The 11,452-nt window shown below is 65.3% G+C and carries 12 protein-coding genes, 4 tRNA genes and 1 pseudogene; 7 read left to right on the forward strand and 10 right to left on the reverse strand.

What is annotated here, in order from left to right; translation table 11 throughout:
* Positions 1 to 315 precede the first annotated feature (315 nt).
* Genes RMCN_RS32020 through mobF form a run of 3 tightly spaced genes read right to left on the reverse strand, consistent with a single transcriptional unit; the run spans position 316 to position 2,863 of the window.
* Positions 316 to 828 carry a helicase C-terminal domain-containing protein gene (locus RMCN_RS32020; RefSeq protein WP_308206357.1) on the reverse strand — a complete coding sequence of 171 codons (513 nt, stop codon included), beginning with the start codon at positions 826 to 828 and terminating at the stop codon, positions 316 to 318.
* Positions 829 to 830: 2 nt separating this feature from the next.
* Complete coding sequence (locus RMCN_RS32025) at positions 831 to 2,003, reverse strand: AAA family ATPase (RefSeq protein WP_308206358.1); 1,173 nt, start codon at positions 2,001 to 2,003, stop codon at positions 831 to 833.
* Complete coding sequence (gene mobF, locus RMCN_RS32030) at positions 1,907 to 2,863, reverse strand: MobF family relaxase (protein ID WP_308206359.1); 957 nt, start codon at positions 2,861 to 2,863, stop codon at positions 1,907 to 1,909. The genes RMCN_RS32025 and mobF overlap by 97 nt, the downstream gene beginning before the upstream one ends.
* Positions 2,864 to 3,687: 824 nt before the next feature.
* On the opposite strand from mobF, the pseudogene RMCN_RS31650 reads away from it, so the two are divergent.
* Positions 3,688 to 4,023: pseudogene (locus RMCN_RS31650) on the forward strand (tyrosine-type recombinase/integrase); the annotation flags it as partial.
* 66 nt (positions 4,024 to 4,089) lie between these two features.
* Positions 4,090 to 4,773, forward strand: a complete 684-nt coding sequence (locus tag RMCN_RS31655) for a tyrosine-type recombinase/integrase (protein ID WP_234787796.1) — start codon at positions 4,090 to 4,092, stop codon at positions 4,771 to 4,773.
* 119 nt (positions 4,774 to 4,892) lie between these two features.
* On the opposite strand, the gene RMCN_RS25795 is transcribed toward RMCN_RS31655, so the two are convergent.
* The 3 genes from RMCN_RS25795 to RMCN_RS25805 form a co-directional block, all read right to left on the reverse strand.
* Positions 4,893 to 4,969, reverse strand: a tRNA-Phe gene (locus RMCN_RS25795).
* A 42-nt stretch (positions 4,970 to 5,011) separates the two neighbouring features.
* Positions 5,012 to 5,088: transfer RNA gene (locus RMCN_RS25800), tRNA-Asp, on the reverse strand.
* A gap of 33 nt (positions 5,089 to 5,121) precedes the next feature.
* Positions 5,122 to 5,194 (reverse strand) — tRNA-Glu (locus RMCN_RS25805).
* Positions 5,195 to 5,316: 122 nt separating this feature from the next.
* Between RMCN_RS25805 and RMCN_RS25810 the strand changes: the two genes are divergently transcribed.
* Both RMCN_RS25810 and RMCN_RS25815 read left to right on the forward strand, forming a co-directional pair.
* A tRNA-Lys gene (locus RMCN_RS25810) sits at positions 5,317 to 5,389 on the forward strand.
* A gap of 18 nt (positions 5,390 to 5,407) precedes the next feature.
* Positions 5,408 to 5,758, forward strand: coding sequence for a hypothetical protein (locus RMCN_RS25815; protein WP_067395344.1), 351 nt, complete (start codon positions 5,408 to 5,410; stop codon positions 5,756 to 5,758).
* A 59-nt stretch (positions 5,759 to 5,817) separates the two neighbouring features.
* On the opposite strand, the gene RMCN_RS25820 is transcribed toward RMCN_RS25815, so the two are convergent.
* The gene (locus tag RMCN_RS25820) at positions 5,818 to 6,852 is read right to left on the reverse strand and encodes an oxygenase MpaB family protein (protein ID WP_067395347.1); all 1,035 of its coding nucleotides are present in this window, start codon (positions 6,850 to 6,852) and stop codon (positions 5,818 to 5,820) included.
* A 65-nt stretch (positions 6,853 to 6,917) separates the two neighbouring features.
* On the opposite strand from RMCN_RS25820, the gene RMCN_RS25825 reads away from it, so the two are divergent.
* Positions 6,918 to 7,502 (forward strand): TetR/AcrR family transcriptional regulator, encoded by a 585-nt coding sequence (locus tag RMCN_RS25825; protein ID WP_064414296.1) that lies wholly within the window; start codon positions 6,918 to 6,920, stop codon positions 7,500 to 7,502.
* Between the two features lie 6 nt (positions 7,503 to 7,508).
* Here RMCN_RS25825 and RMCN_RS25830 read toward each other — a convergent pair whose 3' ends face one another.
* The 3 genes from RMCN_RS25830 to RMCN_RS25840 all read right to left on the reverse strand — a co-directional run bounded on the left by RMCN_RS25830 (position 7,509) and on the right by RMCN_RS25840 (position 9,088).
* Complete coding sequence (locus RMCN_RS25830) at positions 7,509 to 7,925, reverse strand: hypothetical protein (RefSeq protein ID WP_067395350.1); 417 nt, start codon at positions 7,923 to 7,925, stop codon at positions 7,509 to 7,511.
* A gap of 155 nt (positions 7,926 to 8,080) precedes the next feature.
* On the reverse strand, positions 8,081 to 8,506 hold the full coding sequence (locus RMCN_RS25835) for a hypothetical protein (RefSeq protein WP_234787792.1): 426 nt from the start codon (positions 8,504 to 8,506) through the stop codon (positions 8,081 to 8,083).
* 123 nt (positions 8,507 to 8,629) lie between these two features.
* Complete coding sequence (locus tag RMCN_RS25840; protein WP_067395355.1) at positions 8,630 to 9,088, reverse strand: PASTA domain-containing protein; 459 nt, start codon at positions 9,086 to 9,088, stop codon at positions 8,630 to 8,632.
* A 205-nt stretch (positions 9,089 to 9,293) separates the two neighbouring features.
* On the opposite strand from RMCN_RS25840, the gene RMCN_RS25845 reads away from it, so the two are divergent.
* Positions 9,294 to 10,292: an acyl-ACP desaturase gene (locus RMCN_RS25845; protein WP_064348081.1), complete on the forward strand. Its 999-nt coding sequence runs from the start codon at positions 9,294 to 9,296 to the stop codon at positions 10,290 to 10,292.
* 23 nt (positions 10,293 to 10,315) lie between these two features.
* Positions 10,316 to 11,449, forward strand: a complete 1,134-nt coding sequence (gene dusB, locus RMCN_RS25850) for a tRNA dihydrouridine synthase DusB (RefSeq protein WP_201028955.1) — start codon at positions 10,316 to 10,318, stop codon at positions 11,447 to 11,449.
* The last annotated feature ends 3 nt before the right edge of the window (positions 11,450 to 11,452 follow it).

Here is an 11,452-nt window from a genome sequence, read left to right on the forward strand (position 1 = left end):
CACCCCACCCCATCGGACCCATCAACGATGAAGGACCCACAGGCCCCAGGAAAGCCCGCCCCACCCGGCGACACGGGACAGCACCTCTACGCCACCACACGAAAACCACTACCCAACAACACAACTCGGCATCACACCGAACCCACACCAATTACCACGCAAAATCCGGGTTAGATCCCGAAAGGGAACGCCGACTCAGAGAGCTCGGCTGGCTGCCTCGGCTGAAGCCTGGTCCGCGAAATGATCGGCGCGTGCGCTAGCGGCGGGCCAGCTGGCGATTGGGCAATTTACGAGACAGGTCCTGCTTTCGAGAATCTACAGTGCAAGGCCGTCGTCGATCGATATGCCGAGACCGATGTTGCGCGTACGGGCATCCTTAAATGTGTTTTGGTGCATGACGCGGGTGAGCCAGCGAGAGTGCGCGAAAGTGCGGTGGCGAACTGCGGTGGTGCGGTCGTTGATGGCATTGCGGACACGTATTGGCAATGCCGCCTCTGCGGTCCTGTCAACGAGGTCATGGGCAGTCATGGGGCCCTCGTCATGGGCGAGGACCGCACGAAACAGACTCGCCGCGTAGCGACTGCTTCCGCGGATCGTTTCACGACCTAACTCGGCGGACTCGTCTTGGTATTCGTGCTCGGCGGCGCGTCGGTAGAGGTAGCCGGTGTTGGTATCGCGGCCGCGGCTCATGGCGACGTAGGCCAGTGTGCGGGTGGAGGTTTCGCCAAGGACGGCGTGGGTGGTGTCGGCGGTGGCGCCTTGAGCGGAGTGCACGGTAACCGCATAGCCGTGGGTGATGTGCTGCCGGATGTAGTCGGTGGAGAACACGCCTAGGGTGTTGTCGTCGAGGCCGCCAATCGGTGGGTGTCGGTGTTGAGCTGGATGACCTGCCAACGTTGACCGTTGCGCACCGAGCTCTGTTCGGCTGCGGGATCGTCGAAGTTGCGCAGCGGGATGGACGCGTCGTTGTGGCGAGTGAGGATGAGGTCGCCGACGGCAATGCGGTGTCCGCGCGCCCCGGCGAGAGTGGGCGCATTCTTATCGATGGTGTCCTGGTGGACGCGTTGGTTGAGGGCGTCGGCCATTTCGGTGGTGTCGCACAGCAGCAGGGCGTCCTTGCCGGCGGCGCGGTCTGCTTGATAACCGGCCAGTGCATCGGCGGCCATGGTGATTTGATCGCCGCAGTGCAGCCGGTCATGGGTGCGATACCAGCCAATCGCGCGCCGCACGGCGGCCGGGCCGCCGTTGCGCAGCGCCAGGGAGGCGGCGCGTTCTTCGCGGTCGCGCATCCACCAGACTTCCGAGAGGTGTCGGGTCCAGGGCAGATCCGAACAGAGTTGGGCGAACATGCCACCGCGGGCTTTGACCGGGGCGAGGTGATGCTGATCGCCGACCAGGACGGTCTTGGCCCCGGCGGCGGTGGTGGCGCTCAGCAATTCGCGCAGATCGGTGGTGCCGACCATGGCGGCCTCATCAACCACCACCAGCGTGCGCGGTTTGAGCTTTAGCTTGTTGTCCTGCAGGAGTTGTAGGGCTTTGGCGATGGTGTAGCCGTCATCGCCGGCACCTTCACGGAGCGCGACGTCGACGGCTTTACCGGTTGGGGCCAGCACCAGGGTGCGGCCGTAGCAGCGTCGCCGCGCGGCGCGCAGCGCCCGCATCGAGGTGGTCTTGCCCGCGCCCGCAGGCGCGGTCAGCGGCTGCACTAGCCACGGTGCGCGCCCAATTCTCTGCACGGCGCGCGCCTGATCCGCCGACAAGTGCGCGGTGTGCTCTTGGGTGTCCCACAGCTGGGCGCGCACATCACGCGCGTCGACTAGATCCAGCACCGCGGCTTCCTCGTGCAGGATGGCGTCGAGGGTGAAGCGCTCATGGCCCTCGCGCTGATGCGCGGCCCGGGGCGCGGTCAGGCGCACACTGATCTGGTCGACGGCGGCTTCGACCAGCTCGCGGGGCGTGCGCTCACTGTCGACGGGGACCTGCGCACCAACGATCTCGACCAATCGGCCCGAGTGAACGCCGCCTTATCTATCTGTTCGGCCGCGGCCAGGATGCGCGCCCGATCAAACGGAGTGCGCGCCGCCGCGCGCTGCGCCGCGCGGGCGCGGTCGAAGCCGGCGCGGTGCAACGCCAGACCGGGCACATCGACGCGCCACTGCTCCAACAACTGCCCCCAAGCGAGCTCCTCGGGTTTCGCCAGGCGCGTCGCCTTTTGCGCGGCAGCGAGCTGCGCCGCGCTCAACGGGCCCTCGAGCACGTTGAGGTTATGGGCGGCCCACTCGCGCAGCTGGGTGGAGCGCTGCGACCACGCGGTAATGGAGTCTCTACCCACGCCGGCGAGCTCGGCCATCCCGGTCGACGGATCTACCGGCGCCCACTCTAACCCGAGGGATCGGTGCAGTTCGCGGCGCAGGGTGGCCTGATAAATGACACCGGCGGCTTTGGCTTCGTGATACAGCGAGGTGCCATCGATCGACACCATGGCGCCGTCGGCGCGGGCCTGCCGGTTGGGCACGATGACCTGGGTGTGCAGGTGCGGGTCCCCACACCGCGACGTCTCGTGCTGGTAGGCGATCGCCGCCAACCCGGGCAGGCGCACCAGATCCTTTTCCCCGCTGTGCGGGTTGTGCACCCGGGTGTAGCCGGCATGGGTCGCCAGATACTCCATCGCTTCGGCCAGTGCGGTGGTGTGGGCGTCGGTGATCGCCTTGGCCACAACGTCATCGGCGCGCAGCGCCCGCACCAGCGAGACGCTTTTGGGGGCGGCGAACATGAGATCGAAGCCCTGGACACCGCGTTGTCCGAACATCCGGCCTTGTGCCCCGTTGGGTGCCACACCGTCATCGAGCCACAGGGCCACCACCGCGGCATCGGCCTTTCCCCGGCCCGTTGAATATCGCTCAGACCGACCAGTTTCGCGGTGCTGCGGGTGTCGCCGACGAGCAGCCATGTCGGGGTGCGGGTTTCGTGTTCGGAGTAGCACTCGCCCAACCCGCCACCTGCCTGCACGAGGTCGCGGGTGGCGGCCTGAGCGGTTTGGGCGGTGTCGATGTAGTAGTTGATCGACCACCGCTTAAACTTGGAGATCGTCAACAACGGTGCGCCTACCCATAGTGATTGCGGCGCATCGGATCCGGCTACCGCGGTTGTGGCACTTGCTGTGCCACAATCATTCTCGCACCCTTGTGCAATTGTGCCATACGGAAATTTGTGGGCATTATGGGCGGAACGCTTGGGGGTGCGGACTGCTGTATGTGAGCGTTGAGTCAAGAGAAGCAATGGAAGCTGTTGAGAATCAGTTGTGTAATACCGCTCAACGAAGAGCGGATGCTTCGACCCAGACTCCCTTCAACCTCAGTGAGTTTCCAATGACGAAATCCCTTTCCGACGGTCGCGAGATACTTACGGCCGAAGAAGTTCATCACATGACCAGTGTGCCGGTCTCCACGCTGCATGACTGGGCCGCCAAACGAGAGCGCGGCCTGCCGGCGCCGTGCCCCCACCACATCCGGCTAAGCAATAGACATCGGCGACGGACTCGCAGAGATGTCGATGAGTGGATTGAGTCGGCTCGGATCTAGACCACGCTTGTCGGACCCTGCGCATAGCCTCTAATCAGAGCCAAATGCTCTGCAGCAGAACAGGTATGACTGCGCACTGATAATTAGCGGTCTTTAAGGGGCGCCCATGTCGATTCAGCGACGAGAAACCAAGGAGGGCGTCCGCTACGACGTTCAGTGGCGACTACCAGACCGTACAAAGCGGAATAAGACCTTCAGCACCGAACGCGCCGCAAAGCAGTTCGAAGCCAGACTGGTTACGAGTAGCGCAAGTGGTGAATCTCTAGACCCTCGCGGCGGCGGAACCGAACTAGAGACGGTGTATCGATCCTGGATCGCGTCGCGCCCTGACCTGAGCGCCAAAGTCCGTCGTGGATACGAAGACAATTGGCGACTGCGGATCCAGCCGCGGTTCGGCAATTGGCCCATCGCCAAGATCGACCACGAGTCCATTCAGCGGTGGGTGAACGAGATGTCGGCCTCCGGACTTAGTCCCCGGACTGTCCGATGGACGCACACGGTTCTCAGGATGTCGCTCGACTATGCAGTCGATGACGGCCGGCTCATCGCCAAGAATCCCGCCACGCGGACCAAATTCCCGCCAATGCGGCGAACAACCCACGTCTACCTCACCGCAAGCGAAGTGGCTCAGCTGTCGGATGCATGCGGCGCTCAGGGTGACGTCGTGCTGATCCTGGCCTACACCGGACTGCGGTTCGGCGAGCTCACCGGGTTGAACGTCGAAGACATCGACATCGCCGCCAGGCGCATTCGAATTTGTCGCTCGATCACCCAGGTTGGCGGCCGACTGGTTGAAGGCAATCCAAAATCCGAGGCTGGCAGACGGTCGGTGCCCATCCCGGAACGTCTGGTGCCTGCGCTGAAGGCGCGACTCGAAAGCCGGCCACCCGGCGCTCCGGCCGTCGCTTCCCCCCGCGGGTCACGGCTTGGGCTTGAGAATTGGAAACGCTCGGTCAACTGGAAAGTGGCGATTGCCAAGATCGGCCGAGACAAAATGCGCGTGCACGATCTTCGGCACACTTACGCATCGCTTTCACGGCGCGCCGGCGCCGACCTTCGCTTGTTGCAGAAAGCCATGGGGCACGCCTCCATCACCGTCACCGCCCACATCTACGCCGACCTTTTCGATGATGAACTCGACAACATCGCGGCCGCGCTCGACTCGCTCGATGACGTTGGGCAGGACCACTGAGGTATCTCTGCCGCTGGCGGCTCCTCGATTTGGCCCCATATTGGCCCCATCGTCGGCTCAAATCACCAAGGGGGAGGCTCAGCGGCGGGACGTAGACACCCATCGAGCTGGGCAATTCTTGGTGGCCAGGGCCGGGATCGAACCGGCGACCTTCCGCTTTTCAGGCGGACGCTCGTACCAACTGAGCTACCTGGCCCGGAAGGCACCGCTCGGGCGTAACCCAGATGCCTCGCCGCAATGGCGACCCTGACGGGACTCGAACCCGCGACCTCCGCCGTGACAGGGCGGCGCGCTAACCAACTGCGCCACAGGGCCTTGCTTGCGTCCCATCGTACGGGTCGCTGCGTGTACCCCCTACGGGATTCGAACCCGCGCTACCGCCTTGAAAGGGCGGCGTCCTAGGCCGCTAGACGAAGGGGGCCCAGCCGAATCTCTCCGGGGTACTCGCAACGCGATGACGTTGGGAGCTTCGATAGCTTAGGTTATCGGCACCGGAATCCTCAAACGAGGGCGACGCGGGTCACCCAGTATCCTGTCCATCGCGCCCCTATAGCTCAGTTGGTAGAGCTACGGACTTTTAATCCGCAGGTCCCAGGTTCGAGCCCTGGTGGGGGCACTGAGGTAAATTCCGGCCATGACACGTCTCCGTGTCCGCAGGCTCGCCACGCGCACCCTGGTGGCACTCGCCATTGTGGTGGGCATAGTGGCGGGCGTCGTCGTGGTCGCAAACATGCCGATCGTGTCGAATGCCTGGTCCACCGCGACAGAGCCGGCGTATGTGATTCCGGCGGAGTCGTCGATGTGGCGCTTCACACCGACTCAGATGAATGAGGGCTCCGGCGACTGGTGGGTCTACGGACAAGACGACCGCAACTACTACTACTTCACGGGGCAGGGAGAACCGCCCTACCTCGTCATGCCCAAAGCAGAGGCGACGGCGTGCGCCGGATTCGAGGGCACCGACTATCGCACCTGGTGTCGTTGACCGGCTGCCTCGCAGCAGCTGGCAAGCGCCACAATTACATTCAGGGCGTTACCGCCGAATCAGACCTGCGGACAGTAGAACTGTGGCTGGCCCCGGTACTCGACCGGTGGGAGGTTGCGCGCCGGCGTCTCGACCAGCGGGGCGTCCACCGGCAGCCGACCTGTCGCGCGGTCGATCGCAGAACGCTTGCGCGGGTGCATCAGCCACCGCTTGGGCAACACCTTGGTGGCCAGCGTCACGACATCGCAGAAGCGGCGGTGCAGCCACTCCTGGCGGGGTGACCAGTCATAACCCATCAACTCCCGAACCGACGGATCGTAGAGGGCGACGGTCATGAACGTCAGAAAGCGCTGCATCACTTGGAGGTTCAGCCGCCACAACGGATCAGGAATCCACTCCAGCGACGGGTGCTTGGGCATCGTCGAGAGATCCATCACCTCCCGGGCTGCCCAGTTGTTCTCTAAGACGTTGTTGCACATGTGATCCCAGTACTCCTGGAATTCTTCCCACGTCTTGGGCACCGGCCGCATACTCATCCCGTACATCCGGTACCAGGTGATGTGTTCGTCGAACAGCTGCCGCTTCTGGTCCTCGGTCAGTCCGCCACCGAACTTCTCGGCGGCCAGCAGGGTGGACTTGAAGAACGTCGCGTGTGCCCAGTAGAAGACGTCGGGGTTCAGCGCGCTGTAGCGTCGGCCGCGCTCGTCGGTGCCCTTGATGCCGATGTGGTAATCGCGGACCTCCGCGCCCGTCTTCGGCGCGCGATCACCGTCGAAGACCACGCCGCCGATGGGGTAGATCGAACGCAGCAGCCGCGGGATCCGCTCCATGAAGAAGATCGAGTGCTCCTGCACGGCGGCGCCCAACTGCGGGTGCATGTTCTGCATCGAGCCCGCCCAGGTGCCCTGGAACAGGCCGGTCCACTGACCGAAGTACCGCCACGTCAGCGAGTCGGGGCCCAGCGGCAACGGTGGCGCGTCGTAACCGCCTGAGGTCACCGGGCAGCCCGCCGCCAGCGAGGACGCGTCCTGCTGCCCTTCGGACGGGCGCCGCTCCCGGGACACGGGGCACGTTTCAGACGTATCTTGAGTCACTGGTGTACTTCCGTCCGGAGGTAGATTCTGACTACGGGCGTTGTCATACCGAGCTTAGGAGGGATGTGCCTTCGGGTCAAAGACGGGGCCGATGGTCGGGCGTGCCGTTGCAGGACCGTCAGATGCTTCGCCGCGACGAACTCATCGCCGCGGGAGTGGAACTGCTCGGCGCCGCCGAGGGCCCGTCCCTGACCGTCCGCGCCGTGTGCCGGGCGGCCGGGTTGACCGAGCGCTACTTCTACGAGAGCTTCGCCGACCGCGACGAATTCGTCCGTGCCGTGTACGACGACGTCTGCGCAAAAGCCATGTCCACCTTGACGTCGGCCGAAACCCCGCGCGACGCCGTCGAGCGGTTCGTCGCCCTGATGGTCGACGACCCGACCCGAGGCCGCGTCCTGCTGCTCGCGCCGGCCAGCGAACCCGTGCTGACGCGCTCAGGCGCCGAGTGGATGCCCAGCTTCATCGAGCTGCTGCAGCGCAAGCTCACCCGCATCACCGATCCCGACCGGGCGGCGATGGTGGCCACCGGGCTGATCGGGGCCCTGACCGCGCTGTTCACCGCCTACCTCAACGGCAGGCTGGCCGCCACGCGAGAACGCTTCATCGACTACTGCGTCGAAATGCTGCTCGGCCGGGTGTCGAGCTACTAGACCGGCCTACTCGTCGGGCGTGACCGGCGCTTCCAGCTCCTCCTGCTCCTCGTTGGCAGCTTCCTCCTCGGCCTTCGACTTGGCCGCCCGCCCGAGCGGATTGGCCACCGACGCACCGGGATTCGTCGCCGTCGCGTATCCACCCGCACAGTTCAGCGCGAGGTGGACCTGACTGCCGGACTCGGCGATGCGCAAGAACGACGCGTCCCATGCATTGGTGACGATGCAATCGCCGAGGTCGAGTTTGTCGCCCACCCGGGCGGCGACCACGGCCGTGTCACCGCCCTCCTCGATGGCCGAGACCGCGTCGGAGTAGGTCTGCCCCACGACGTCCGGGGCGGCCGCCGCCGTCGCCGTGCCGAACAGCGCCATCACCGGCACCGCTGCACCGACCGCGCCGATCCCCAACATTCGCATTCGCATCCTCTGCCCGCCTCCGTGAGTGTGCTCCGAGGCGGGCGACATGCTGCCGTCCACCCCGGGCGTGGATTCCACGCCACCTTCACGGGGCTGTGTGAACGGAGGGATGCGCCGACGTTGACGCCGGGTGAAAACCGTTGAGGACTATGAAGACTGCGTTAATTGTCGGGCGTGACGGGCGATTCCAGCTCTGACAGTTCCTGCTTCTCGGCTTCCTCTTCGGCCTTTGACTTGGCCGCGCGTCCAAGCGGATTGGCCACGGAGGCACCGGGATTGGTGGCGGTTGCGTACTCGCCTGCGCAGTTCAACGCCACAAACATCTCGCTCTCGTCGGCCTGGCTGATCCGCAGGAACGACGAGTCCCAGATGTTGGTGACGATGCAGTCGCCGAGGTCGAGTTTGTCACCGACCCGAGCGGCGACCACCGCTCTGCCGCCGGCGTTCTCGATCTGTTCCTGAGCGTCGGAGTACTTCATGCCCACGACGCTAGGAGCGGCCGAGGCGGTGCCCGAGCCGAAGAGAACCGCCGATGCGGCGCCAATACTCATCGCCGAGATGAAACCGATGGAGATGATCTTCTGCACGTGCCCCAACCTCCGTGTCCGGGCGATGACCGCCGCGTTAACGCTGGTGGCAGTCTATTGCGGTTCGGTATACATCGCCACCGGAGGGAAGTGCCGGTTTTTAAGGCCCGGACCTGCGAGGACTCAGTTGTTCGGGGTCACGGGGGCGGCCAATTCCTGCTCTTCGAGCATCGCCGCCTCGCGCGCCGCCTTCGCTTGCTGACGTTGCTGCGCGGCCTTGGCATCGCGGCCGACCGGGCTCATCGCGGAGTTGCCCGGCGCCCCGGGCGCGGCAACCGCGGCATTGCAGTTCAACGCCACCATGACATCGCTGTTGGAGACCGGGCGGCCCCGCGAGTTCGGTCGGCGGACCGCGGCATCCCACGCGTTCGTCACCAGGCAGTTGCCTTCGTCGGCGCTGCTCCCGACCCGCGTCGCGACCACGGCGTTGCCGCCGTACTGCTGGATGATCTTCTTGGCGTCCTTATAGGGGCGGTCGACGACGTCGGGGACCGCGGCGGCCTGGCCCGCTCCCGCGAGCGCGGTACCCGCCGCTACCGCAGCAACCGCCGCGCCCGCCCACAGATGCCGCAACTTGAGCAACGCCCGTCCTCCGAGTCTCCAGAAATTCCGGGCTTAGATGTTTGCCCGACGGGGATACTACAACGACAGATGCGCCTCGTGTGGCGGTTGTGACACTGTTGCCCGGAACTTGATGTCACCGGGGGACACAGATATATTGAGTGCAACCAACGGGTACAGATAACTAACCGGGTGGGCTCTCGCACGCGAGAAGGAGTAAGGATCAATGCACGAGAACTTGACTGACCTACATCTGCTGCATGAGCTCGAGCCTGTCGTCGAGAAGTACCTCAATCGGCATTTGTCGATGCGCAAGGACTGGAATCCGCACGACTACATCCCGTGGTCGGACGGCAAGAACTATTACGCGCTGGGCGGCCAGGATTGGGACCCCGAGCAGTCGCAGCTGTCGGAAGTCGCGCAGGTGGCGATGATCCAGAACCTGCTGACCGAGGACAACCTGCCGTCGTATCACCGCGAGATCGCGATGAACATGGGCATGGACGGCGCCTGGGGCCAGTGGGTCAACCGGTGGACGGCCGAGGAGAACCGGCACGGCATCGCGCTGCGCGACTACCTCGTCGTCACCCGTTCGGTCGACCCCGTGCAACTGGAGCAGCTGCGCGTCGAGCAGGTCACCCGCGGCTTCTCCCCCGGCCAGAACCAGCAGGGCGACCTCTTCGCGGAGAGCCTCTTCGACTCGGTCATCTACGTGACCTTCCAGGAGTTGGCGACCCGCGTCTCGCACCGCAACACCGGCAAGGCGTGCAACGAGACCGTCGCCGACCAGCTGCTCGCGCGCGTCTCGGCCGATGAGAACCTGCACATGATCTTCTACCGGGACGTCAGTGAGGCCGGCTTCGACATCGCACCCGACCAGGCGATGCACTGCCTGCACCGCGTGCTGCGCAACTTCAAGATGCCCGGTTACACGGTTCCGGAGTTCCGCCGCAAGGCGGTCATCATCGCCGTCGGCGGCGTCTACGATCCGCGCATCCATCTCGATGACGTGGTGATGCCGGTGCTCAAGAAGTGGCGGATCTTCGAACGCGAAGACTTCACCGGCGAGGCCGCGCGCATGCGCGACGATCTGGGTGTGCTCGTCGAGGAGCTGGAGGAGGCCTCGCAGAAGTTCGAGGAATCCAAGCAGCGTCGCCTCGAGCGCGAGGCCCGCAAGGCCGAGAAGCTCTCCGCGAAGAAGGTCCTGGCCTCCTCGCCCTCATGACGGTTCTGGCCGACGAGCGCGAACTGCTGATCGGCCCGATACGGCTCCCCAGCCCGGTCGTACTGGCGCCGATGGCCGGTGTGACCAATGTCGCGTTCCGCACCCTGTGCCGCGAACTCGAGCTGGCGAAAGCGGGCACGGTCAGCGGCTTGTACGTGTGCGAGATGGTGACCGCGCGCGCCCTCGTCGAGCGGCATCCGGGGACCATGCACATGGTGACGTTCGCGCCCGACGAGACCCCGCGTTCGCTGCAGCTGTACTCGGTGGATCCTCAGAACACCTACGCCGCGGCCAAGATGATCGTCGACGAAGGACTGGCCGACCACATCGACATGAACTTCGGCTGCCCGGTGCCCAAGGTCACGCGGCGCGGCGGGGGTGCCGCCCTGCCCTACAAGCGCAGGCTGTTCGGGCAGATCGTCGCCGCGGCGGTCCGCGCGACCGAAGGCACCGACATTCCTGTGACGGTGAAGTTCCGCATCGGGATCGACGATGCGCACCGCACCCATCTGGACGCTGGCAGGATCGCCGCCGACGAGGGCGCCGCGGCGGTCGCCCTGCACGCCAGGACCGCAGCTCAGCGCTACTCCGGCAAGGCGGACTGGGACCAGATCGCGGCGCTCAAAGACCACGTCACCGACGTACCCGTGTTGGGCAACGGCGACATCTTCGAGGCCTCCGACGCGTTGGCGATGATGTCGGCCACCGGATGCGACGGCGTGGTGATCGGGCGCGGTTGTCTGGGCAGGCCCTGGTTGTTCGCCGAACTGTCGGCCGCGTTCACCGGACGTCCTGCGCCCACACCGCCCACCCTCGGCGAGGTGGCGTCGATCATCGTGCGCCACGGCGAACTGCTGGCGGCCCATTTCGGCGAGGACAAGGGCATGCGCGACATCCGCAAGCATGTCGCCTGGTATCTGCACGGATTCCCGGCCGGCGCCGATCTGCGACGGGCGTTGGCGCTGGTCAAGTCGCTTGCCGAGCTCGAAGAACTGCTCGGCAGGCTCGATGCCGACGTGCCCTTCCCCGACGCCGCGACCGGTCCCCGCGGGCGCCAGGGTTCGGCTGCGGCGGTCGCACTGCCCGAGGGTTGGCTGGCCGATCCCGACGACTGCACGGTGCCCGCCGGTGCCGAGGTCATGCACTCCGGTGGATAGCCG

This window comes from Mycolicibacterium novocastrense, assembly GCF_001570485.1.
GTDB classification, from domain to species: domain Bacteria; phylum Actinomycetota; class Actinomycetes; order Mycobacteriales; family Mycobacteriaceae; genus Mycobacterium; species Mycobacterium novocastrense.